Below are 21,904 nucleotides of genomic sequence, written 5' to 3'. Positions count from 1 at the left end.
CGCGGCCTCGATCACCGACCCCAGGAGCCCCTGGGTCGTCGTCAACAAGAAGCGCCCGCTCAACCCCCGCAGCTACGTGCCTCCGCTCGTATACGTACCGATCAACTACGTGTGGCGCCCGTCGCTGCAGTGGGGGCCTCCAAAGCCGCCACAAAAATGCTCGCGACCTACCAGGCAGAGACCGGACGCCGAATGCAGTCGCAAAGCGCGTACCGCAGCTACGCCACTCAGGTGTCGGTGTACAACGCGAGCGTGCGGATCCGCGGCGTCGCGGCCACGGACAAGATCATTGCACGCCCCGGCACGAGTGAACACCAGACGGGTTGGGCCATCGACGTCAGCGCCCTGCCGTCGAACTGCTCGCTGAGCACCTGCTTCGCCAACACCCACCAGGGGAAATGGCTCTCGGCGAATGCCTGGCGCTTCGGGTTCCTGCTCCGCTACCCGGCTAACAAGGTGGCGGTCACCGGCTACAGCTTCGAGCCGTGGCATTACCGTTTCGTGGGCCCGTACCTGACCACCGAGATGCGCCGGACGGGCTTCACAACCCTCGAGGAGTTCTTCCGCCTGCCGGCGGCCCCCAGCTACTGATCCACTCACCCTGATTTCGCAGTCCCCGGGACGTCACCGAATCCCGGCTAGGCTGTCGAAAAATCGACACGGGGGCCGATCATGATCGTTCACGTTGAGCTGCCCCTCTCGCGCGCACTGAGGAGACGATTCGCGTCTCTCGCGGTGGCGATCCTGGGGTCGACAGCCCTGGCCGGCTGCGCCTCGCCGGCCCCGGAGCCGACCCCGACCGTCGAGGACACGCGGATGGTGTTCACGTATGACTACAACGTGTTCATGCAGGCTCGGTTCGAGACGAAACTGGAGTTCATCGCGAACACCTGTGTCGGCGTGACCGGCCAGGACGGCACCATGATCCTCGCGGTGCTCCCGCACGGCAGCCAACTCACGCGGGACGGCGACTCCTGGCTGCTCGTGGTGCCCACCGTGGACCAGGCGATCGTCATCGGCGTGGACACGGTCGTCGCCGGGGGAGGCTACGTGCCGTGGGGGTCGTTTGGAACGTCGGATGAGACTGTCCCGGCCGAGTGCCGGACCGACGAGGTCGTCCAGTTCTACCCGGAGGGCTACGGGGGCTAACGGCGCATCAACAGGCGCCCCACATGCCGGCGCCGGCCGCCGCAGCGGCGTCCTCGGCCGCAAGCAGCAGAGGGTAGTAGGCGTCGTTCGGCTCGATCATGAGCGATTCGGCAGCGCCGGCGGCAACGAGCTCGTAGTTCACGAATCGCCCGTCCTCGGTCCACAGGTAGAACAGGCTGCGCCCGTATTGGTCGACGGGGTCACTGTCGGCGGTGATCCAGGTCACACTGCCGTCGGGCAAGAGTGTTCGCAATTGTCGGGTGGCCTCGTCGCCGAAGCATTCGGCGCGGTCGCCCACTTCGGGCGTGTCGATCCCGACGAGCCGCACCTTGACGGTGTCCGTCGTCGCCACGAAAGCGTTCGGCTGATTCGTGCGCAGGAACAGCGTGTCACCGTCGTGCACGTGTTCAACGGTCATCGACACGGCATTGCCCGGACTGGCCGGGATGCCGCCGCCTGACGAGGCGGGAGCTCCGCCGGCCGCGCCCGCCCCCGGCTCTGCGGCGTCGTTCGGTTCGCCGAGCGGAGTGCTCAGGATGCCCTCGAGGGCCGGGGTCAACGGCCCGAGTTGCTGGGCGGCGACGAAACCGAGCGCTCCGAGGGCCAGCACGCCGACCAGCAAGCCCGAACCGCCCCGTATCCCACCCATTCCCTGAGACTAGGGCGTGTGTCTCCCACAGACCAGCCGGGAGGGGGCCAGACGCGCGCGACGGGAGTCGAACGCGACTGTTGCCCTCGGGGAATCCGCTTCGAACGCTCCGATCGCCCGGCTACTTCTTGAAGGCGTCCTTGATGTTCTCGCCCGCCTGCTTCAGGTTGGCTTCGGTCTGGTCGGTCTTGCCCTCGGCCTCCAGCGATTCGTTGCCGGTCGCGTTTCCGACCGCCTCCTTGGCCTTACCGGCTGCTTCCTTGGCCGCGTTCTCGATCTTGTCAGCGCCGCTCATAATCGGCCCCCTTCTCTAAGTTTGTTGACTAGCAGAACGGCCACGATATGCCATCCTCTCTCGTGGCGAAAGGGGGGATCGGGACAATTCCCGGGTTCGACCGCGCTTCGCGCAGCCGTTAGGGGGTCAGCCGGCGTCCTTCGACGCGGCCCCTTCGTCTCCCGCCTGTGCGTCCGACGGGACGTGCTTGCGGAACCGGGCGCTGTCGGCCGCCGGGCCGGTCGTGCCGGAGCCCGAAGTGCCGGTGCCCGAAGTGCCCGTGCCCGAAGTACCCGTGCCCGAAGCGCCCATGCCCGTTTCCGTGGGCTCGGCGTAGGCCAGCTGGTAGTGGTCGTAGAGTTCCTGCTCCTCAGTGGCGCTGAGGGGCTCATCGTTGTCCACATCGACTTGCGGTGCGTCCTTGACGAGCGCCTTGTCGTAGGGGACATGCAGGTCCGCGCCGTCCCAGTCGGCGTCATCGAGGGGCACGAAGGATTCGAACAATCCGAACAGTCCCGTGCGCACGCTGACCCAGCTCGGGCGGCCGCTGATCTGATCCTCGAACACCTGGCCGACGGTGCCGATCTTGTCGCCATCCGGGCCCAGCACATGAGCGCCCATGATGGCGCTGATGTTCTCCGCGGTGATCTTCATGGAGTCCTGCTTTCGCTCAGGGAGCCTCGGCTCCTGCGGAGTCCCGCTCAGGGTATGAGTGAAACAAAGTGGGAGTCTAGCCGGATGTCGGCGCGGCCTCCATACCCGCCGGGACGGCTTACGCGCTCCGCCCGCAGCTAGGCTGTGACCATGGATGTGCTGCTCGGGTTCTGGGAGCAGATCACGACCCGCAACGCGCCGCTCCCGCTCCAGGCCGCCTGGCTGACCGTCGCTGCGGCTGCGGCCCTCGTGCTCGTTCCCGCCTTCTGGCGGCAAAGCCGGCACGTGATCACCCTGGTGCACGAGGGCGGGCACGCCGTCGCCGCGACGCTGAGCGGCCGGCGGCTGGGCGGCATCCGCCTGCACTCGGACACCTCCGGACTCACCGTCAGCCACGGCCGGCCCGGCGGGCCCGGGATGGTCTTCACCCTCCTGGCCGGGTACCTCGCCCCGTCGTTCCTCGGGCTCGGCGCCGCCCGGATGCTCAGCCTCGGTTACGACGTCGCCCTGCTCTGGCTCATGCTCGCCGCGCTGGCGCTCATGCTGGTGCAGATTCGGAACTGGTTCGGCCTGTGGTCGGTCGCCGCGAGCGGAGCCGTGGTCCTCGGCGTTTCGTGGTTCGGCTCTGCCGGCGTGCAGGGTGTTTTCGCGCTCCTGGTGACGGCGGTTCTGCTCCTCGGCGCGGTGCGTGCGGTACTGGAGCTACACCGGACCCGTTCGCATTCCCGCCAGGCGGCGCGGTCGTCGGACGCCGATCAGTTAGCGCGCCTCACCCATCTGCCGGGCATCGTCTGGGTGGTGGTGTTCCTGGTCATCGGTGTCGCGTGCGCCTGGCTCGGCGCGGGGTTCCTCGGCCTGGTCTGACCGGCGGACGCCTGCTGCGAGCCGCGTCACCAGCCGTACGGCCGCGGAATCGCGTCCGCGTCGACGTAATGCAAATGCACGTCCGCCTCGGGGTCGAGCGGGCCATCTGATAGGGAATCCCGGCAGGACGCTTCCCAGACCTCCTGTCCCGTGAGGGCGAGAATCTCTCCGTTGACGACCAGCCAGCCGCGCACGGCCGTGTACGGGATGGCGCCCTCCGGTGATGGGCAGTTCGACCCCGTCTCGACCGTGCGAAGCACGAGGCTGAAGGTGTCTTCTGAGATGATGCTGCTCGTGACGTACTCCAACAGCTCCGAGTGCTCCACGGCCGGCGTCGTCTCCCCGGTCGGGTCGGTGTGGAAACGGACATGCCCCACGCCCTCGGCAGCGACCGTGAGCTCATGGCTGCCGCTGCCGTGGCGATTTCCGACCAGCGCAGCGACGAGACGCTCCTGCTTGTCATGGTGCGCCGTGGTCCGATCGCAACCCGAACACACCACGACATAGCGGGGGAGTACGACCCCGTCGAAGCGAGCCCGGTTCGGGGTGAGCGAAGCTTCCGCGTGACAGTGGGGGCACAGGATTCTCATGAATTACAGCCCCTTCATTCGGTCGCGTCCGGCAGACGTCAATGCCTGGGGATCGTCGACCGGGTGTGTCGCTGGCGTCACGGTAGCAGCCGGCGCCGGGCGACCGCAGTCGGCCGGATGGGGGACACGGCATAGCCCGGAACCCCGGAGCTGGCGATACTGGAGTCACAAGCAGGAGGCCACCGGTGGAGAGCATGAGGGCGTGGACAACGGATCTCGAGCATCATCGCGTCGAGCCCGGCCGGAAGCCGGTGCCGACGCCGGCCGCCGACGAGGTTCTCGTGAAGGTGCTGGCCTGCGGAGTATGCCGCACGGACCTGCACGTGGTGGACGGAGAACTCGCGCCCCATCACCCCGCCGTGACGCCCGGTCACCAGGTCGTCGGCAGCGTTGTACGTCTGGGCATCGACGTGGGTCAGCTGCGGCTGGGCGACCTGGTCGGCATCGCCTGGCTCCGTCGCACCTGCGGGGCGTGCCAATGGTGTCAGGCCGGGCGAGAGAACCTCTGCCCCCAATCGCAGTACACGGGGTGGGATGCGGACGGCGGTTTCGCCGAGTACGCGACCGTGCCGGAAAGCTTCGCCTACCTGCTGGCCGAGGGAAGCGATCCGGTCGAAACGGCGCCCCTGCTCTGCGCGGGGATCATCGGCTACCGGGCGCTGACCCGTGCCGCCCTGCCGCCCGGCGGCCGGCTGGGCCTCTACGGATTCGGGTCGAGCGCCCACATCACCGCCCAGCTCGCCCTGGCGGCCGGCGCGGAAGTGTTCGCGATGACGCGAGGGGAGCAGAGCCAGGCGCTGGCGCGAACCCTGGGCGCGTCCTTCGTGGGCGAAGCGGATGCCGTGCCCACGGAGCCGCTGGATTCCGCCATCATCTTCGCCCCGGCCGGAACGCTCGTGCCGCCGGCCCTGCGGGCGACGGCTCGTGGCGGCACGGTCGTGCTCGCCGGCATCCACGTCTCCCGGATCCCCGCCCTGGACTACGACTCCACCCTGTTCTACGAACGCGACCTCCGCAGCGTGACCTCGAACACGCGGACCGACGGCAGGGACTTCCTCAAAATCGCCCACAACCTGGGAATCACGCCTTCGGTGACCGCGTACCCCTTCGGCCAGGTCGATAGCGCGCTCGACGACCTCAGGGCGGGATCGGCGTCCGGGTCGCTCGTCATTGACATGACCCTGCCCGGCTGACGTCCCCGAATTCGCACGTCTGTGACAGCTCCGCAACGTTCCCGTAACCGGAGCTGCCCAGAATGGACCCATGACGCGGGGGAACGCACGAAAACCGGGCACTGCAAAACCGAGCCCAGCAGAATTGACCTGCGACGGCTGCGGTCAGTTGCCCGAGGCCTCCAAAGGGCGGCTGACCGTGGTCAACGTGGTGACCATCCTGCCCATCGAACTCCTCGTGCACGCACTCGTCGTGCAGACCGCGTTGCCGTACCTCGCGAAGGTCATCGTGCTTGCCTTCACTGCGACGGCCCTCGTGATCTGGGTCGCCGAACCCTCCGCCAGGCGGTTCCTGTGGAGCTGGCTGCACGCGCCCGCCCTGCGCCGGCGGCGGAAACTCGACACCTCACCGGCGCTCTGGCGCGTGCGCACGGTGCTTGCCGACGAGCCGGGCGCCCTGCAGCGCCTCAGCCGGGCCCTGGCCGGTCTTGAGGCGAACATCCTGAGCATTCATGTGCACCCGGTCGCCGGCGGCGTGCTCGACGAGCTCGTGCTCAGCGCTCCAGGCGACCTGGCCGAGGAGGAGTTGTCGGCTGCGGTGGAATTGAGCGGCGGTCGCCAAACCCGGCTCTGGCCCACCACCCCCGTCGCGCTGACCGACGGTCAGACCCGGACGCTGGCCCTCGCCGCTCGCGTTGCCGGCAACCCGAGCGAACTCCCGCAGGCCATTGCCGAGCTCCTCGCGGCCGAAATCGTCATCGACGTCCCCGGCAAGCCGGTGGCGCGAGACATGGGTTCGGAGTCCACCCTCCTCAAAGTCCCGACCACCTGGCACGCGCCGCTCTACTTCTCCCGCCCCGGGGAGCCGTTCACGCCGGCCGAATCGGGTCGCGCGCATCGCCTGGCCGAACTCGCCGAAGTGGTCGAGCTCACCGAGTTGGCGCGCTCCGGATCCGCCGGAGACCGCGAGGCCGGTTGAACGCCGTTCTACTCGTTGAATGCTGTTCTACCTACTGTCGGCGCCCGGGGACATTTCAACGAGCCCCCCTCCATCGTCTAGCCTGAATGCATGAGCCAGAGCCCCCGCGCCCAACAGCGCCAACGGCCCCGATGGGTGCAGGACTACCTGTCCGAAGAGTTCCCGCCGGTGCAGCCCGCCCGAACCGGTTGGTTCATCGCCGCAGCCCTGCTCGTCGCCTTCGGGACGACCGCCTTCTTCCTGGTCTTGAACGGTGTCCTCGAGCAGCGAGGACTCGCCCTCCTCGACGAGCCGGTGCGGGCGTGGATGGTCGAGCACCGCACCGAGGGCTGGACCGCCGCGATGATCCTCATCGCCGAGGTTTCCGGCCCGATCGGGATGCCGATTGTCGTGGCGGTATTCATCGTGCTGTGGATCTGGCGTTCCAAGCACGCGTGGCGGGTGCTCGTCCTTTCGGTGGCGATGCTCACCGGCATGTCCCTCGCGCTGCTGATTGCGCGCCTGGTCGGCAGGGAGCGGCCCCCGGAAGAGTTCATGCTCATCGGCGTCGACCCGTCCTTCTCCTTCCCCTCCGGCCACGTGCTCGGGGTGGCCGATTTTCTCATCGTGGGTGGCTACCTGGTGCTCTCCCGGGGGAGAGGCTGGGTCGCTTCCCTGCTCCTGGTCCTCGCCGCGATCGTCGGTGTCGGCCTGGTCGCGCTCACGCGCGTCTACCTCGGCTACCACTGGGTGACGGATATCGCCGCCTCCCTGTCGCTCTCCCTCTGTGTCCTCGGATTGGCGATCGCCCTCGACACCTGGCGACCGCTGCGGCATCCGCCGGAGGCATCCGTCGCCGACTCATTGTCTTCCGGGGCGAACAGGGTTTAGCTTCCTCTCATACGGCCGACATGCGAGGAGCGGGCATATGCGAGGGACAAGGTTGAGGGTCGCGACGTCTTGTGCGGCCGGAATAGCGGTCGCGGGCATCGTGCTGGCCGGATGCGCGGCGTCGGCCCCGGTCCCGGTGCCGCAGACGTCCGTCCGGGCGGACGGAGCGACCTCCGTGCGGTTCACGGCCTCCGGCGACATCGCCGAGCGCACCCAGTCCGCGGCCGTGCTCGACCAGGTAGCGAGCATCAGACCCGACCTGCACCTCGCCCTCGGCGACCTCTCCTACGGCACGCCAGGGAGCGAGGCGGCCTGGTGCGATTTCGTGACCTCCCGGGTTGGAGAGGGTGTGCCGTTTGAGCTCCTCGCGGGCAACCATGAGAGCGACGGGCGGAACGGCAATATCGACGACTTCTCCGACTGCCTGCCCAACCAACTCCCGGGACTGGTCGGGACCTACGGGCGCCAGTATTTCGTGGATGTGCCCCGGGTGAACCCGCTCGTGCGGTTCATCATGATCTCGCCGGGGTTGAAGTACCCGGATAGGCGGTGGTCGTATTCCGCGGGCAGCGCGCGCTACCGGTGGACCGCGAGGGCCATCGATGGCGCCCGCAGTGCCGGCATCCCCTGGGTGGTGACCGGCATGCACAAGCCGTGCCTGTCCGTCGGCAGGTACCCCTGCGATCCCGGAGCCGACCTGCTCAACCTGCTCGTGGCCAAGCGCGTGGATCTCGTGCTGAGCGGTCACGAACACCTGTACGCGCGATCGAAGCAGCTCGCGCTCGGCGAGTCCTGCCCGGATCTCGAGCCCGAAAGCTACTCCTCCGCGTGCGTCTCGGATAGCGACAGTGACCTCACCCACGGCGCCGGGACGGTCATGGCCATCGTCGGGACGGGCGGTGTGGCCCTGCGCGACGTCAACCCGAGCGACCCGGAGGCCGGCTACTTCGCGGCCTGGTCCGGGCTGAACCTGGACCCCAGCCACGGCAATCTGGATGTTCGGGTGACGGAGGACACGCTGACGGCGGGATTCGTACCCGTCGCCGGCGGCAGCTTCACGGACTCGTTCACCATCGACGCACGCGTACCGTAGGCGAAAAGGACGAATCGTGTTCAGGGACCGCCCCGACGCCGGCAGACAACTGGCCGAGAAGCTGGCCGAGCAGTTGGAGACGCTCGACCTGCGCGATCCGGTCGTCTACGCCCTTCCCCGTGGGGGAGTACCGGTCGCCGTGGAGGTCGCCAGGCGGCTCCGGGCGCCGCTCGACCTCATCCTCGTGCGCAAGATCGGGGCTCCGGGGTGGCCGGAGGTGGCCATGGGCGCGGTCGTGGACGGGGAGGATCCGCAGACCATCATCAACGAAGACGTGTACGCGGCGACCGGCAGCGATGCGGCGGGCCTGGCGCGTGCGCGCCAGGCGGAGCTCGAGGAGATCGAACGGCGACGCAAGCGCTACCTGGGCGATCGGCCGCAGGTGAGCCCGGCCGGCCGGGTCGCGGTCATCGTCGATGACGGGATCGCGACCGGTGCCACGGCCAAGGTGGCGCTGGCTGCCGTGAAACGCCAGGGGGCGGCCACCACCGTGCTCGCGGTACCCGTCGCACCCGCGGACACCGTGGCCGAGATGAGGGGGCTGGCGGATGTCGTCGTCGTTCTCGACGTTCCCTCCGAGTTCTGGGCGATTGGCCCGTTCTACACCGACTTCCACCAGCTGACCGACGACGAGACGATCGGCCTGCTCCGGACGGCGTGGTCGGGCGACTGAATCGGCCGGGCGTCGCGCCGGGCGCCGGTGGCACACGGCAGAATGGCACTGTGTACCTTCTGGCCAGCCGAACGGGCAACGGAGAGATCCTCGTCACCGCACTCGACGCTGCCGGCGCCCCCACCGCTCCAGCCGAGCGCCTCACCCAGCTCGACTTCCCGGCCTTCGTGGCGGCCAGGGAGCCCGCCGGGCCGCGCTGGGTGTGGGATGACACCTCGCGGTGGTCGCCCGGCCTGCTTGCGGCCGGGACCCGGGTGCGCCGCTGCCACGACCTGAGGCTGTGCCACGCGATCCTGCGTGGATCCGAGCTGACCCGGGCGAGTGAACTGGCCGGGCGAGCCCCCGGCGGGTGGGATCGCGCGGCGGCCCTGGAGGCGGCTGTGCCCCAGGGCGCGACGCTCTTCGACCTGGCCTTCGACGACGAACCGGCCGACGACGACACGATGGCCGAGTTCCTGAGCCAGCTCCAGGCGGTCGCCTCCTGCCCGGAGCCCGGCCGCCTCCGGCTCCTGCTCGCCGCCGAGTCGGTCGGAGCGCTCATCGCGGCGGAAATGCAGTTTGCCGGGTTGCCGTGGCGAACGGACATCCACGATCGGCTGTTGACGGCGGAACTCGGCCCCCGAGTGGCCCACGGCACCCGGCCGGAACGGCTCGAGGAGCTGGCCGGGCGAATCCGCTGCGAACTCGACGACCAGGTGTTCAACCTGGACTCACAGCAGGAGTTGCTCAAGGCTCTGCAGCGTTCCGGGCTGATGGCCACGTCGACGCGCGCCTGGGAATTGAAGAAGCTCGAGCATCCGGTGATCGAGCCGCTGCTCGAGTACAAGAAGCTGGCCCGCCTGCTCAGCGCGAACGGCTGGTACTGGATGGACACCTGGATCGTGCACGGCCGGTTCCATCCCGAGTATGTCCCCGGCGCCGCCACCACCGGCAGGTGGGGCGCCAGCGGCGGGGGCCCCTTGCAGCTGCCCAGGCAGGTGCGCGGCGCCGTCGTCGCCGACGAGGGTTGGAAGCTGGTGGTGGCGGATGCCGCGCAGCTGGAACCCCGCATCCTCGCCGCGCTTTCCGCCGACACGGCCATGGCCGCGGCCGGGCGCGACACCGACCTGTATGCCGGCATCGTCGCCAGCGGCGTGGTCGAAACCCGCGACCAGGCCAAGGTCGCCATGCTCGGGGCGATGTACGGCGCGACCACGGGGGAGAGCGGGCGCCTGCTGCCCAGGCTCGCCCGGGCCTACCCGCGGGCGCTCGGCTTGACCGAGGCCGCTGCGCGCGCCGGCGAACGCGGCGACATCGTCACAACCCGGCTCGGGCGGTCCTCACCCCGGCCGGGCGAGAGTTGGCAGGCCACCCAGGCGCAGGCGTATGACCCGGCGGCGTCGGACGGCGACGAACGCCGTGCGCGCAGCCAGGCCCGGGACTGGGGCCGGTTCACCCGCAATTTCGTGGTGCAGGGGAGCGCCGCGGAATGGGCGCTCTGCTGGATGGCCGAGGTGCGTAAGGAGCTGTGGTCCCTCCGCGGCACCGAGGCTCCGGACCGACCGGCGGCGTTCGCCGCCACGCCGCACCTGGTCTTCTTCCTGCACGACGAGGTCATCGTGCACACCCCGGTCGCCCTGGCGGGCGAGGTGGAGCAGATCATCACGAGGGCGGCTGCGACGGCCGGCCGCCTGCTCTTCGGCGACTTCCCCGTCGACTTCCTCCTCACCGCGGCCACCGTCGACAGCTACGCGGAGGCGAAGTAATGTGAGCGCCGCCGATGACGCCGGGGCCGGCGGCCTCGAGTCCTTCCGGGCGAAGCGACGGCGGTCGGTTGTGGCGCCCCAGGGTAACCTGGCCCTCGTGAACACCCAGTGGGTCACCGGCGACGCCGGAGAATCCCGGCGCGTCCGGGGCGTTCCGGGCCTCTGGTCGCCCCTGCCGAGCGGGCTCTCCGGGTTGCGCCTGACCGCGACGGCGGCCGACGGCATCCGGGTCGACGAAGAGCTCGTCGATGGCAGCGTGATCGTCGCCGGGATGGATGCGCTCGCCCCGTCACACATCCGGTTCAGCACGGGCCGCACGGGCACCATCATCGCCGACGCGGCCGGCGGGTACGCCCTGCGCGTGTGGGACGCCCAATCCGACGGTATCCGCGCGTTCGGCTCCATCGACGCCTTCCCCTGGGACCCCGAGTGGGTCATCCGCGCCTCCTTCGCGCCGCTCGACGGTGACGCAGAGGTGAGCGTCGCCCATCTCCATGACCAGGGCGCGACCCGGCAGAAGAGGCTGCCCGGAGAGATCGTGGTCGGCCGGGACGGAGTGGAGTATCGCCTGGCCGCCTTCCCGGACGGGCCCTCCCTCCTGCTGGTCTTCGGCGACACGACCAACGGCGTGTACACGTACGGCATGGGGCGCTTCCTGCGCGTGGCGCCCGGCGACGACGGGAGCGTCATCCTCGATTTCAACCGGGCGCACCTGCCCCCGTGCGCCTTCAGCTACAACTTCAACTGCCCCATCCCGCCGGCCCGGAACCGGTTACCGTTCGCCATCGAGGCGGGGGAGCGGAACGTGCTGGCCAAGGGCGGCGAGCTCCTGCACTGACGAGTGCGGCACCTAGTGTGCCGGCACAGCCGCCGCGGGGCGCCGGCCCCGCCGTGGGCGTGCGTGGCTGAGCTCCCGGCGGAACGCGCCCGCCGATACGCCGGCCAGCGCCGCCTCGGCTTCGTCCAGCCAGGCCAGGGCTGCGGCGGCGAGGGCGGATGCCGCCGAGGCGGCCAGCCTGTCCTGTCCGGTCAGCCCAGCCCCGTTACGTGTGCGCTGCCAGCGACTTCGGTAGCCGGCGATGATGGCCGGCACATCGCTGTGCGGCAGCGAGGACGCCAGGAGCACCCGGTCCACGAGGTCGTTCCATTCCTCGCCGACGGGGCTGCTCGTGTCGGAGAGCCAGGTCAACGCCTCGGCGCGCCCGGCGTCGGTCAGCCGGTACAGGGGAAGTCCGTCGTGGGTGGTCCCGGCGGACTCCACGGCGCCCTGGCTGACCAGTCGGTCCAGGGTGCCGTAGATCTGGCCGACGTTCACGGTTCGCCTGCCCGCGGTCCGGGACTGCAACTCGCCGTGCAACTGAAACCCGTAGGCCGGGCCGATCGTGAGGATGACCAGCAGATTGCTTCGAACCGACACCATGCCTCCGTGAAAATTGCCCGATATTTCTATACCGAATATACAGAATCGACCGAGGTCGGACGGACTCGCGGAATAACAGTGTTGTGATTTCGTTGCGGGGTGAGGCATAATTCAGCTAGCGACTGCGATGTCGTTCAATTTCATAGCCAGGCCGTACTCACTGCATTCGAGTTCGCCGTTCAGAGGTCGTTGGGGAAGACGCACCTCAGAGGAACGGAGAAAAACGATGGCGGCAACACAGGCACGGCAGGCAGCAACTGCACGGGGAGTGCTTTATGTGCACTCCTCTCCTCGTGCACTCTGCCCCCACGTCGAGTGGGCGGCAGGGCGCGCCCTGGGCGAGGCGGTCAATTTCGACTGGACCGAACAGCCCGTGCAGAAGGGTTCGCAGCGCGCCGAGTATTACTGGGAGGGCGACCGGGGAACCGGCGCGGCCCTCGCATCAGCCCTGCGCGGATGGGAACACCTGCGCTACGAGGTGACGGAAGATGCCGGCCTCGGCACCGACGGCGGACGCTGGCTGCACACGCCGGACCTCGGTATCTTCTATGCGCAGACCGACACCGCCGGCAACATCGTCGTGCCGGAGGACCGAGTGCGGTACGCCATTGAGGTGGCCGGCGCCAACGCGATCGAACTCCACCGGGAGCTCCGGCTCGCACTCGGCCAGGCGTGGGATGACGAGCTGGAACCGTTCCGCCACGCGAGCGATTTCAATTCCGTCGTCTGGCTGCACAAGGTCGGCTGACCCAGGAACCTGCGATTCGCAGGATCGTGGCGCCAGGCGCGCAGGTCGGAGAGCACTCCCGGCGGCACGTAAACGAAACGACGCGAATCGCACTCAAGAAGAAGACCCCGACCGGAAGCCGGTCGGGGTCTTTCTGGGGGATCGCGCGGTCGAGTTTGCCGCGATCCGCGGCTACACGCTGCGGAAAGCGACGACGGCGTTGTGGCCGCCGAATCCGAACGAGTTGCTGATCGCGAGCAGGTCGCCGGACGGGAGGGCGCGCGGCGACGTGACCACGTCGAGCGGAATGCTCGGGTCCTGGTCGGTCAGGTTGATCGTCGGGGGTGCCACGCGGTCCGAGAGCGCCAGCACGGTGAACAGAGCCTCGATGGCTCCGGCCCCTCCGAGCAGATGACCGGTGGACGCCTTGGTTGCCGAAACGGGAATGCCGTCGAGCAGGTCCCCGAAGACGCGGCGCAGGGCGTTGTACTCGGCGATGTCGCCGACGGGCGTGCTCGTGGCATGAGCGTTGATGTGCGAGACGTCGCCGAGCTCCGCGCCGGCGTTGCGGATCGCGGTGATCATGGCCCGGGCGGCGGCGGATCCCTCGGGGTCCGGAGCGGTGATGTGGTATGCGTCGCTGGTCACGGCACCGCCGAGGAGCTCGGCGTAGATGCGGGCGCCGCGGGCCCTGGCGTGCTCCTCGGTCTCGACGACGAGGGCGGCAGCGCCCTCACCGAGCACGAAACCATCGCGGTTGATGTCGTAGGGGCGGGACGCCCTGGCCGGGTCGTCGTTGCGCTTGGAGAGCGCCTGCATCGACGCGAAGGCCGCGATCGGGAGCGGGTGGATCGCCGCCTCGGAGCCTCCGGCGATGATGATGTCGGCGTGCCCTGCCTGCAGGCGGTCGTAGGCGTTGACGAGGGCCTCGGTGCTGGACGCGCAGGCGGAAACGACGGTCCGGATGCCGGCGCGGGCATGCAGGTCCATGCCGATTGCCGCTCCGGGGCCGTTGGGCATCAGCATCGGCACGGTCATCGGCAGAACCCGGCGCGGACCGCGCTCGCGCAGCGTGTCCCAGGCGTCGAGCAGGGTCCAGACACCGCCGATACCGGTCGACCAGTCGACGGCCAGGCGGTCCGGGTCGACTTCGGGGGAGCCGGCATCCGCCCAGGCCTCGCGGCCGGCGATCAGCGCAAACTGGCTGGACGGGTCGAGGCGCTTCGTTTCGTGCCGGGCAAGGATCTCACTCGGGGAGACCCTGGCCTGCGCGGCGAACGTCACCGGAAGTTGAGTTTCGGCGACCCAGTCGTAGTCGAGCGTGCGTGCGCCGGACTCACCGGCCAGCAGTGCCGACCAGCTTTCGGAGGCGGTCCCGCCGAGAGGCGAGGTCGCGCCGATGCCGGTGATAACGATCTTCTTGGTCATAACATAACTCCCCGTGAGGCATGGAAACGCGAGACGCAAGTCCCGCACGAACAGGCCGGTCGGCAGATGCCGGCCGGCCTGTTCATCGGCCGGGTCTTAGCCCTGGGCCTTGGTGATGAACGTGACGGCGTCGCCGACGGTCTTGAGGTTCTTGACCTCTTCGTCGGGGATCTTGACGTCGAACTTCTCTTCTGCGTTGACGACGATGGTCATCATGGAGATGGAGTCGATGTCCAGGTCGTCGGTGAACGACTTGTCCAGCTCGACCGTGTCGGCTGCGATGCCCGTCTCGTCGTTGATGAGTTCGGCCAGGCCGGCAAGAACTTCTTCGGTGGACAATGCCATGTTGTTTTCTCCTTGGGGGTGTCTCGTTAGACCGAGACTCAGTTTAGATGGACGTGGGGGACTAAGGCAGCACAACGACCTGCGCGCCGTAGACCAGTCCGGCGCCGAAGCCGATCTGGAGCGCGAGGCCGCCGCTGAGCTCGGGGTGTTCTTCGAGCAGGCGGTGGGTGGCCAGCGGGATGGACGCGGCCGACGTGTTGCCGGTCGTCGCGATGTCGCGGGCGATCACGACGGATGCCGGAAGCTTCAGCTGCTTCGCGAACTCGTCGATGATGCGCATGTTGGCCTGGTGCGGGATGAAAGCGGCGAGCTGGTCTGCCGTGATACCGGCAGCCTCGAGCGCCTTCTTGGCCACCTTGGCCATGTCCCACACCGCCCAGCGGAAGACCGTCTGGCCCTCCTGGCGCAGGGTCGGCCAGGGCGCCTCGCCCCGCCGGTATTCCTGCAGCGTGTGGTTCATGCCCACGGCGTCCGCCTTCGACCCGTCGGAACCCCACACAGTGGGGGAGATCCCAGGGAACTCGCTCGGGCCGATCACCACGGCGCCGGCGCCGTCGCCGAGAAGGAAGGAAATGCTGCGGTCGGTGGGGTCGACCACGTCGGACAGCTTCTCCGCGCCGATCACGAGTGCGTAGTGGGCGGCGCCGGCGCGGATGAGCGCGTCAGCCTGGGCGATGGCATACGAGTAGCCGGCGCAGGCCGCGTTGACGTCATAGGCGGCGGCGGGCGTCGTGCCGACGCGGTCGGCAACGACCGCGGCCATGGATGGCGTCTGCTGGGTGTTGCTGATCGTGGCGACGATGACGGCGTCGATGAGGGTGGGGTCGATCCCGCTGCGCTCGATGGCCTCGCGGGCGGCATCTGTGGCGAGGTCGACGGCGAGCAGGTCCTGGCTGGCCCGGGTGCGCGTGATGATCCCGGTGCGCTGCTGGATCCACTCGTCGGAGGAATCGATCGGCCCGACCAGGTCGTCGTTGGGAACGACGAGGTCGCCGCGGGCGGCTCCCACCGACAGGATGCGGGTGTACTGCGGGCCGTGCGACTGCTGAAGTGTTGGCTGGGTCATGCGACTTCCTCGCTTGTGTTTCTTTGGTTCCGGCTCAGGACTGCTGCTCGAGCAGCGCCCACGCGGCCGGAAGATCGCCCGGCGTTTTGATGGCGACGCTGGGAACGCCCTTGAGTGCCCGCTTAGCGAGCCCGACGAGGGCTCCGGCCGGCGCAACTTCGATGATTCCGGTCACGCCGGCATCTGCGAACGATTGCATGCACAGGTCCCACCGTACCGGCGAGGAGACCTGGCCGACGAGTAGCTCGAGGAAACGGGCGCCGTCGGAAACTCGGCTTCCGTCGTGATTGGTCCAGATCGGCAGGGCGGGGTCGTGGGGCGAGAACCCGGCCGCGACGGACGCGAGATGCTCGGCGGCGGGCCGCATATACCGGGTGTGGAATGCGCCGGCGACCTGAAGCGGAATGACCCGGGCCCGGCTGGGCGGGGTTTCGGCGAGTGCGCCCAGCGCGGGCAGCGCGCCGGCCACGACGATCTGGCCGCCGCCGTTGAAGTTGGCTGGTTCGAGGTCCAGTTCGGCGAGCCTCGCGAGGAGTTCGCCCTCGTCGGCGCCGATGACGGCGCTCATTCCGGTGGGTTCGAGCGCTGCCGCCCGTGCCATCGCGGCGCCGCGCTCGCGCACGAATCGCATCGCGTCGACGGCGTCCAGGATGCCGGCGCCCGCGGCAGCGGTGATCTCGCCGACGGAGTGGCCGGCTATGCCGGCGACGGCGGTGTGGCGTCCGTCGGCCAGAAGGGCCCGGAGGGTGAGGAGTCCGGCCGCAACGATGAGGGGCTGGGCGATCGCGGTGTCTCGGATCGTGTCGGCGTCACTGAGGGTCCCGTGCGCCGTGAGGTCGATGCCGACCTGGTCCGACATGTCCGCCAGTCCGGCGGCGAAGTCGGGGCGTTCGAGCCACGGGGTGAGGAAACCTGGGGTTTGGGAGCCCTGTCCTGGGCAAACGACGACAATCACGTGACTAGTCTCCCAACCCGGGCCGAGGTCCGTGTGTCGAGGGTGCACCAAGTATTCGGCGATCGTTTGTCGTTTTCGGCATATTCGCCGTCGGCCGGGTCAGCGGCGACGGGCAGAACCGTCGTGGTCGCTGATCGAACCGATGATGAGTGCCGCCTGCAGGATGAGGGCTTCCCGGGCTCCGGTGGCGTCGTAGCCGATGACTTCCGACACCCGCTTGAGCCGATAGCGCACCGTGTTGGGGTGCACGAACAACTCACGCGCCGTCGCTTCGAGCGATCGGCCGTTGTCGAGGTAGCACCACAGCGTGGTGAGGAGCTCGGTGGAGTGCGCCTGCAACGGGCGGTAGATCCGGTGGATCAGCGTGGCGCGGGCGAGCGGGTCGCCGGCGAGGGCGCGCTCGGGGAGCAGGTCGTCGGCCTGGACCGGTCGTGGGGCGTTCCGCCACGAGCGGGCGACGGCGAAGCCGGCCAGAGCGGCCTTCGCACTCTTGGACGCGTCGACGAGGTTGGGCACCTCGTGGCCGAGCACCAGGTGGCCGGGGCCGAAGCTGGGCTCGAGCTGCAGGGCGATTTCCATGAAGCTGAGCGCGCCTGCGGTGCCGATCGCGTCGTCGGTGTCGACCGGGGTGGGATGGGCGCGGCCGATGACGAGCACGAGGCGGTTGCCCTGCACGCCGATCAGCACGTCAGCGGCCATGTGCCTGGCCGAGCGGCGCAGACGGTCGACGTCGAGCATCTTCGGAGTCGTTCCGACGAGCACACAGACCTCGCCGTGCCCGTGCCAGCCGAGCGCCGCGATGCGGCTGGGCAGTTCGTCGTCGTATTCGCCGCTGAGGATCGAGTCAACGACGAGGGCCTCGAGGCGGGCGTCCCAGAGCCCGCGGGCCTCGGCGGCGCGGGCGTAGACATCCGCCGCCCCGAACGCGATTTCCCGGGAGTAGAGCAGGATGGCCTCGCGCAGCAGTTCGCTGCCGTCCTTGACCCGTTCCTCGACGACTTCCACACTGACCCGGATCAGCTGCAGGGTCTGCTGCAGGCTGATCGAGCGCAGAAGCTCCCGCGGGGCGGCGCCGAAGACATCCGCCGCGATCCACGGGGTCGACGTGGGGTCGTCGAACCAGGAGATGAACGAGGTAATGCCGGCCTGCGCGACCAGCCCGACGGCGGACCGCCGCCCCGGCGGCATGTCGCCGTACCAGGGCAGCGTGTCCTCGAGCCGCTTGAGCGTGGCCGTGGACAACTCACCCGAGATTGTCCGCAGCCAGGCGAGCGTCTGTTCCTTCGTCTTGGGGGCCGGTGCCACGGGGAGCTTAGCTCTCGCCCCCGGCGGAGCCGGTGGTGCCCGCCGTGACGTCGTGCAGCTCATACTTTGCGATCGCCTGGCTGACCAGGCTCCGGTCGATCTCGCCACGCCTGGCGAGCTGCTGGAGCGTACGCACCACCATCGAGGGTCCATCGATCTTGAAGAAGCGGCGAGCGGCCGGACGCGTGTCCGAGAACCCGAAGTCGTCGGCGCCGAGCGTCGCGAAGTCACCGGGAACGAACTGGCGAATCTGGTCGGGAATCGCGTGCATGAAGTCGGTCACGGCGACGAACGGTCCGCTCGCACCCGCAAGCTTCTCGGTCACATACGCGGTGCGCGGCTCGGCATCCGGGTGGAGGAAGTTGTGGTCCTCGGCCGCCAGGCCGTCGCGGCGCAGCTCGGACCAGGAGGTGACCGACCAGACGTCGGCCGACACTCCCCAGTCGTCTGCGAGCATCTTCTGCGCCTCGAGGGCCCAGCCCACGGCGACACCGGAGGCCAGCAGCTGCGCCTTCGGCCCGGTCAGCGAGGACTCGTTGATGCGGTGGATGCCCCGAAGGATTCCGTCGACATCCACGTTCTCGGGCTGCGGAGGCTGCACGTACGGCTCGTTGTAGACCGTGATGTAGTACATGACGTTCGGCGTCGCGTGCTTGCCGCCGTACATCCGCTCGAGCCCGGCGCGCATGATGTGGCCGATCTCGTAACCGTACGCGGGGTCGTAGGAGACGACGGCGGGGTTGGTCGAGGCCAGCAGCGGCGAGTGGCCGTCAGCATGCTGCAGGCCTTCACCGGTAAGCGTGGTGCGGCCGGCGGTGGCGCCGATCATGAAGCCGCGCGCCATCTGGTCGCCCGCTGCCCACATGGCGTCGCCGGTGCGCTGGAAACCGAACATGGAGTAGAACACGTAGATCGGAATCAGCGGTTCGCCCTGGGTGGCGTACGACGTGCCGACGTTGGTGAACGCAGCCATGGCGCCGGCCTCGTTGATGCCGACGTGCAGGATCTGACCCTGCGGGCTCTCCTTGTAGGCGAGCAGCTGGGCGTGGTCCACCGCGGTGTAATGCTGGCCGTTCGGGTTGTAGATCTTGGCGTTCGGGAAGAACGCGTCCATGCCGAACGTGCGGGCCTCGTCCGGGATGATCGGCACGATGCGGTGGCCGAAGTCCTTCGAGCGCAGGAGGTCCTTGAGCAGCCGCACGAACGCCATGGTGGTGGCGATCTCCTGGGTGCCGGAGCCCTTCTTCGAGATCGCGTAGGTGGCGTCTTCCGGCAGGGTGAGCTGGGTGTACTTGCTGCGACGCTCCGGCAGGTAGCCGCCGAGCGCGCGGCGGCGCTCGTGCAGGTACTGGATCGCCTCGTCCTGGTCTCCCGGGGTGTAGTACGGCGGCAGGTACGGGTTCTCCTCGAGCTGGGCATCCGTGATTGGCACGTGCATGCTGTCGCGGAAGGTTTTGAGGTTGTCGAGCGTCATCTTCTTCATCTGGTGGGTCGCATTGCGGCCCTCGAAGCTCGGTCCGAGGCCGTAGCCCTTGATCGTCTTCGCCAGGATGACGGTGGGCTGTCCCTTGTGTTCGGATGCCGCCTTGAACGCCGCGTAGACCTTGCGGTAGTCGTGCCCGCCGCGCTTGAGGTTCCAGACCTCTTCGTCGCTGTAGTCCTCGATCAGCTTGAGCGCGCGCGGGTCGCGGCCGAAGAAGTTCTCCCGCACGTAGGCTCCACTTTCGGCCTTGTACGTCTGGTAGTCACCGTCGGGCGTGACGTTCATCAGGTTGAGCAGGGCGCCATCGGTGTCGCGCCGGAGGAGCTCGTCCCATTCGCGGCCCCAGACGACCTTGATGACGTTCCAGCCGGCGCCGCGGAAGAAGCTCTCGAGCTCCTGGATGATCTTGCCGTTGCCGCGCACAGGGCCGTCGAGGCGCTGCAGGTTGCAGTTGACGACGAAGTTGAGGTTGTCGAGGCCGTCGTTGGCGGCAACCTGGAGCTGGCCGCGGCTTTCGACCTCGTCCATTTCGCCGTCGCCGAGGAATGCCCAGACCTGCTGGTCGCTCGCATCCTTGATCCCGCGGTTGGTCAGGTACCGGTTCAGCTGGGCCTGGTAGATCGCGTTGATCGGCCCGAGGCCCATCGACACGGTCGGGAACTGCCAGAACTCCGGCATCAGGCGCGGGTGCGGGTAAGACGAAATGCCGTTGGGAGCGTGCGATTTCTCCTGGCGGAACCCGTCGAGCTGGTCCGTGCTCAGACGGCCCTCGAGGAAGGCGCGCGCGTAGGTGCCTGGGGAGGCGTGGCCCTGGATGAAGATCTGGTCGCCGCCGCCCGGGTGGTCCTGGCCGCGGAAGAAGTGGTTGTAGCCGACCTCGTAGAGGGCGGCGGACGACGCGTAGGTCGCGATGTGGCCGCCGACGGCGATGCCGGGGCGCTGTGAGCGGTGCACCAGCACGGCCGCGTTCCACCGGATCCAGGCGCGGTAGCGGCGCTCGATGTCTTCGTCACCGGGGAACTCGGGTTCGTTCTCCGCCGCGATCGTGTTGATGTAGTCCGTGGTGGGCACCATCGGCACACCCAGGTGCAGTTCCTTGGAACGCTTGAGCAGGCTCAGCATGATCTCGCGGCCGCGTTCGTGGCCGTGGGCCGCTACGAGTGAGTCCAGCGATTCAGACCATTCGGCGGTCTCCTGGGGGTCTGCGTCGTGCTTAGCAACGGAGTAGGGATCCTGATCGTCGACAGTCACACTCGACCTCTCTCTATTCGGCAGGTCGTGCCATGTTTAGTGGTGCCGCAAGCGGGGGTGGGTCAATCACACCCCACGACACCACGCCAGCCTACTGATTTTAGTCCCCGTCCGCGCACGCCGGGGCTCGGTCGTCTTGGTGCGCCGATCCGGCGGGGCTATGCTTTGGGACCGTGTTCAGCCGCCTCCATCGCGGCACGGAAAGGAAACGCAGCATGGCACTGGAAAACGAGACCCTTGCACCCGATTTCGAGCTCGTCAACCAGTACGGCGAGCGCATCCAGCTCAGCCAGTACCGCGGTGACAAGTCGGTCGCGCTGGTGTTCTTCCCGCTGGCCTTCTCGGGAATCTGCAGCGGCGAGCTCTGCGAGCTGCGCGACAACCTGTCGCTCTTCGCCGACGCCGGGGTTGAGGTCATCGGCATCTCCGTCGATTCCCGGCACGCGCTGCGCGCGTGGGGGGAGCAGGAGGGCTACACCTTCAGCCTGGTCGCCGATTTCTGGCCGCACGGCGCCGTCGCCAAGGAATACGGGGTGTTCCTGGATGCCAGGGGGTTCTCGAACCGGGCGACCTTCCTGATCGACCCGCGCGGGATCATCCGAGCGAGTTTCATCACAGAGCCGGGGGAGCCCCGCTCCTTCAGCGCGTACCAGGCGGCGCTGGCCGAACTTCAGCCCGCCTGACCCCGTTGCCGCCGGCCGCTTACTGGGCCGCGGGGGCCGGGGTGCCGGACCGTTCGTCGTGCAGGGCCGTCACCAGCAGGCGCAGGTCCATGATCATCTCCAGCTGGCGGTTATTGACTTCCATGAGCAGGCCGATATCGGCCTTCGCCGCGACGTCGGTGTCATAGTCGTGCTGGGCGAGCGCGGCCGAGATGGCGTCCTGCCGCTTCGCCGCAATCAGCAGGATGGCGCCCTGCAGGCCGGCGAGCATGCTGAGGAACAGGTTGAGCAGGATGAACGGGTAGGGATCCCAGTGCAGCGCACGGTCCAGCCCGACCGTGTTCAGGACCGCCCAGACCGCCATGATGGCGAGGAACGCTCCTACGAACGGCCAGCTGCCCATCTTGTTGCGCATGACGTCGGCCGCCCGGGCGCCACGGTCGAGGGTCTTCTTGTGCTGGCCGTGCCAGGTCAGTCGCTCAGTGCTCATGCACCACTGTAGGTCCACGTTGGGTATGCTTGACCTACTCGATCTCGCGCCGGAGTGGCG

The 21,904-nt window shown here is 68.5% G+C and carries 24 protein-coding genes; 12 read left to right on the top strand and 12 right to left on the bottom strand.

The genetic code is table 11. The features are described from left to right. Window positions 1–111: 111 nt before the first annotated feature. Complete coding sequence (locus E3T33_RS06175; RefSeq protein WP_347233196.1) at window positions 112–591, top strand: M15 family metallopeptidase; 480 nt, start codon at window positions 112–114, stop codon at window positions 589–591. 81 nt (window positions 592–672) lie between these two features. Then, window positions 673–1,149 (top strand): hypothetical protein, encoded by a 477-nt coding sequence (locus E3T33_RS06170; protein ID WP_134574966.1) that lies wholly within the window; start codon window positions 673–675, stop codon window positions 1,147–1,149. Window positions 1,150–1,156: 7 nt separating this feature from the next. Here E3T33_RS06170 and E3T33_RS06165 read toward each other — a convergent pair whose 3' ends face one another. The 3 genes from E3T33_RS06165 to E3T33_RS06155 all read right to left on the bottom strand — a co-directional run bounded on the left by E3T33_RS06165 (window position 1,157) and on the right by E3T33_RS06155 (window position 2,726). Next, window positions 1,157–1,798 carry a thermonuclease family protein gene (locus tag E3T33_RS06165; protein WP_134574965.1) on the bottom strand — a complete coding sequence of 214 codons (642 nt, stop codon included), beginning with the start codon at window positions 1,796–1,798 and terminating at the stop codon, window positions 1,157–1,159. 121 nt (window positions 1,799–1,919) lie between these two features. Further along, entirely contained in the window at window positions 1,920–2,093 is a 174-nt protein-coding gene (locus tag E3T33_RS06160; protein ID WP_092321765.1) for a CsbD family protein, read from the bottom strand. A gap of 126 nt (window positions 2,094–2,219) precedes the next feature. Next, window positions 2,220–2,726 (bottom strand): hypothetical protein, encoded by a 507-nt coding sequence (locus tag E3T33_RS06155; RefSeq protein WP_092321766.1) that lies wholly within the window; start codon window positions 2,724–2,726, stop codon window positions 2,220–2,222. Between the two features lie 150 nt (window positions 2,727–2,876). On the opposite strand from E3T33_RS06155, the gene E3T33_RS06150 reads away from it, so the two are divergent. Continuing rightward, window positions 2,877–3,590 (top strand): M50 family metallopeptidase, encoded by a 714-nt coding sequence (locus E3T33_RS06150; RefSeq protein WP_092321768.1) that lies wholly within the window; start codon window positions 2,877–2,879, stop codon window positions 3,588–3,590. Window positions 3,591–3,616: 26 nt separating this feature from the next. On the opposite strand, the gene E3T33_RS06145 is transcribed toward E3T33_RS06150, so the two are convergent. After that, window positions 3,617–4,180 carry a hypothetical protein gene (locus E3T33_RS06145; RefSeq protein WP_134574964.1) on the bottom strand — a complete coding sequence of 188 codons (564 nt, stop codon included), beginning with the start codon at window positions 4,178–4,180 and terminating at the stop codon, window positions 3,617–3,619. 194 nt (window positions 4,181–4,374) lie between these two features. Between E3T33_RS06145 and E3T33_RS06140 the strand changes: the two genes are divergently transcribed. From E3T33_RS06140 to E3T33_RS06110, 7 genes are all read left to right on the top strand, one after another. After that, window positions 4,375–5,373 carry a zinc-dependent alcohol dehydrogenase family protein gene (locus tag E3T33_RS06140; protein ID WP_092322106.1) on the top strand — a complete coding sequence of 333 codons (999 nt, stop codon included), beginning with the start codon at window positions 4,375–4,377 and terminating at the stop codon, window positions 5,371–5,373. Window positions 5,374–5,443: 70 nt separating this feature from the next. After that, complete coding sequence (locus E3T33_RS06135) at window positions 5,444–6,331, top strand: amino acid-binding protein (protein ID WP_092321771.1); 888 nt, start codon at window positions 5,444–5,446, stop codon at window positions 6,329–6,331. A 90-nt stretch (window positions 6,332–6,421) separates the two neighbouring features. Beyond that, complete coding sequence (locus tag E3T33_RS06130) at window positions 6,422–7,201, top strand: phosphatase PAP2 family protein (protein WP_092321772.1); 780 nt, start codon at window positions 6,422–6,424, stop codon at window positions 7,199–7,201. A 52-nt stretch (window positions 7,202–7,253) separates the two neighbouring features. Continuing rightward, entirely contained in the window at window positions 7,254–8,294 is a 1,041-nt protein-coding gene (locus tag E3T33_RS06125) for a metallophosphoesterase (protein WP_241982846.1), read from the top strand. Between the two features lie 16 nt (window positions 8,295–8,310). After that, complete coding sequence (locus E3T33_RS06120) at window positions 8,311–8,967, top strand: phosphoribosyltransferase family protein (protein ID WP_241982845.1); 657 nt, start codon at window positions 8,311–8,313, stop codon at window positions 8,965–8,967. Window positions 8,968–9,017: 50 nt separating this feature from the next. Next, window positions 9,018–10,712: a bifunctional 3'-5' exonuclease/DNA polymerase gene (locus E3T33_RS06115; protein WP_092321776.1), complete on the top strand. Its 1,695-nt coding sequence runs from the start codon at window positions 9,018–9,020 to the stop codon at window positions 10,710–10,712. A gap of 1 nt (window position 10,713) precedes the next feature. After that, window positions 10,714–11,550 (top strand): DUF1684 domain-containing protein, encoded by an 837-nt coding sequence (locus E3T33_RS06110; RefSeq protein WP_134574963.1) that lies wholly within the window; start codon window positions 10,714–10,716, stop codon window positions 11,548–11,550. 12 nt (window positions 11,551–11,562) lie between these two features. Here E3T33_RS06110 and E3T33_RS06105 read toward each other — a convergent pair whose 3' ends face one another. Further along, window positions 11,563–12,132, bottom strand: coding sequence for a PadR family transcriptional regulator (locus tag E3T33_RS06105; RefSeq protein WP_166784411.1), 570 nt, complete (start codon window positions 12,130–12,132; stop codon window positions 11,563–11,565). Window positions 12,133–12,358: 226 nt separating this feature from the next. On the opposite strand from E3T33_RS06105, the gene E3T33_RS06100 reads away from it, so the two are divergent. Continuing rightward, window positions 12,359–12,880: a DUF3145 domain-containing protein gene (locus tag E3T33_RS06100; RefSeq protein ID WP_092321781.1), complete on the top strand. Its 522-nt coding sequence runs from the start codon at window positions 12,359–12,361 to the stop codon at window positions 12,878–12,880. A gap of 171 nt (window positions 12,881–13,051) precedes the next feature. Here E3T33_RS06100 and E3T33_RS06095 read toward each other — a convergent pair whose 3' ends face one another. The 6 genes from E3T33_RS06095 to aceE form a co-directional block, all read right to left on the bottom strand. After that, window positions 13,052–14,287, bottom strand: a complete 1,236-nt coding sequence (locus E3T33_RS06095) for a beta-ketoacyl-[acyl-carrier-protein] synthase family protein (RefSeq protein WP_134574961.1) — start codon at window positions 14,285–14,287, stop codon at window positions 13,052–13,054. 96 nt (window positions 14,288–14,383) lie between these two features. Next, window positions 14,384–14,632: an acyl carrier protein gene (locus tag E3T33_RS06090; RefSeq protein WP_092321784.1), complete on the bottom strand. Its 249-nt coding sequence runs from the start codon at window positions 14,630–14,632 to the stop codon at window positions 14,384–14,386. Between the two features lie 61 nt (window positions 14,633–14,693). Beyond that, on the bottom strand, window positions 14,694–15,698 hold the full coding sequence (locus E3T33_RS06085; RefSeq protein ID WP_092321785.1) for a beta-ketoacyl-ACP synthase III: 1,005 nt from the start codon (window positions 15,696–15,698) through the stop codon (window positions 14,694–14,696). Between the two features lie 34 nt (window positions 15,699–15,732). Further along, window positions 15,733–16,653, bottom strand: a complete 921-nt coding sequence (locus E3T33_RS06080) for an ACP S-malonyltransferase (RefSeq protein ID WP_134574960.1) — start codon at window positions 16,651–16,653, stop codon at window positions 15,733–15,735. 99 nt (window positions 16,654–16,752) lie between these two features. Next, window positions 16,753–17,916 carry a helix-turn-helix domain-containing protein gene (locus E3T33_RS06075; RefSeq protein WP_241977065.1) on the bottom strand — a complete coding sequence of 388 codons (1,164 nt, stop codon included), beginning with the start codon at window positions 17,914–17,916 and terminating at the stop codon, window positions 16,753–16,755. A gap of 49 nt (window positions 17,917–17,965) precedes the next feature. Then, window positions 17,966–20,692, bottom strand: coding sequence for a pyruvate dehydrogenase (acetyl-transferring), homodimeric type (gene aceE, locus E3T33_RS06070; protein WP_092321790.1), 2,727 nt, complete (start codon window positions 20,690–20,692; stop codon window positions 17,966–17,968). Between the two features lie 215 nt (window positions 20,693–20,907). Here aceE and E3T33_RS06065 point away from each other — a divergent pair, with 215 nt between their 5' ends. Further along, window positions 20,908–21,375, top strand: a complete 468-nt coding sequence (locus tag E3T33_RS06065; protein ID WP_092321791.1) for a peroxiredoxin — start codon at window positions 20,908–20,910, stop codon at window positions 21,373–21,375. A 19-nt stretch (window positions 21,376–21,394) separates the two neighbouring features. On the opposite strand, the gene E3T33_RS06060 is transcribed toward E3T33_RS06065, so the two are convergent. Continuing rightward, on the bottom strand, window positions 21,395–21,844 hold the full coding sequence (locus E3T33_RS06060) for a DUF1003 domain-containing protein (protein WP_134574959.1): 450 nt from the start codon (window positions 21,842–21,844) through the stop codon (window positions 21,395–21,397). Window positions 21,845–21,904: the final 60 nt, after the last annotated feature.

Source organism: Cryobacterium sp. TMT1-2-1 (genome assembly GCF_004403955.1).
In the GTDB taxonomy this organism is placed as follows: Bacteria; Actinomycetota; Actinomycetes; order Actinomycetales; family Microbacteriaceae; genus Cryobacterium; species Cryobacterium psychrotolerans.
This window is presented reverse-complemented; position numbering and strand designations above follow the sequence as displayed.

Bases quoted from the DNA above. Each gene is read 5' to 3' on its own strand.
- E3T33_RS06060 (WP_134574959.1), bottom strand. From the start codon at position 21,844: ATGAGCACTGAGCGACTGACCTGGCACGGCCAGCACAAGAAGACCCTC.
- E3T33_RS06145 (WP_134574964.1), bottom strand. From the start codon at position 4,180: ATGAGAATCCTGTGCCCCCACTGTCACGCGGAAGCTTCGCTCACCCCG.
- E3T33_RS06135 (WP_092321771.1), top strand. From the start codon at position 5,444: ATGACGCGGGGGAACGCACGAAAACCGGGCACTGCAAAACCGAGCCCA.
- E3T33_RS06170 (WP_134574966.1), top strand. From the start codon at position 673: ATGATCGTTCACGTTGAGCTGCCCCTCTCGCGCGCACTGAGGAGACGA.
- E3T33_RS06130 (WP_092321772.1), top strand. From the start codon at position 6,422: ATGAGCCAGAGCCCCCGCGCCCAACAGCGCCAACGGCCCCGATGGGTG.
- E3T33_RS06090 (WP_092321784.1), bottom strand. From the start codon at position 14,632: ATGGCATTGTCCACCGAAGAAGTTCTTGCCGGCCTGGCCGAACTCATC.
- E3T33_RS06105 (WP_166784411.1), bottom strand. From the start codon at position 12,132: ATGGTGTCGGTTCGAAGCAATCTGCTGGTCATCCTCACGATCGGCCCG.
- E3T33_RS06165 (WP_134574965.1), bottom strand. From the start codon at position 1,798: ATGGGTGGGATACGGGGCGGTTCGGGCTTGCTGGTCGGCGTGCTGGCC.
- E3T33_RS06100 (WP_092321781.1), top strand. From the start codon at position 12,359: ATGGCGGCAACACAGGCACGGCAGGCAGCAACTGCACGGGGAGTGCTT.
- E3T33_RS06065 (WP_092321791.1), top strand. From the start codon at position 20,908: ATGGCACTGGAAAACGAGACCCTTGCACCCGATTTCGAGCTCGTCAAC.
- E3T33_RS06140 (WP_092322106.1), top strand. From the start codon at position 4,375: ATGAGGGCGTGGACAACGGATCTCGAGCATCATCGCGTCGAGCCCGGC.
- E3T33_RS06095 (WP_134574961.1), bottom strand. From the start codon at position 14,287: ATGACCAAGAAGATCGTTATCACCGGCATCGGCGCGACCTCGCCTCTC.
- E3T33_RS06155 (WP_092321766.1), bottom strand. From the start codon at position 2,726: ATGAAGATCACCGCGGAGAACATCAGCGCCATCATGGGCGCTCATGTG.
- E3T33_RS06160 (WP_092321765.1), bottom strand. From the start codon at position 2,093: ATGAGCGGCGCTGACAAGATCGAGAACGCGGCCAAGGAAGCAGCCGGT.
- E3T33_RS06150 (WP_092321768.1), top strand. From the start codon at position 2,877: ATGGATGTGCTGCTCGGGTTCTGGGAGCAGATCACGACCCGCAACGCG.
- E3T33_RS06085 (WP_092321785.1), bottom strand. From the start codon at position 15,698: ATGACCCAGCCAACACTTCAGCAGTCGCACGGCCCGCAGTACACCCGC.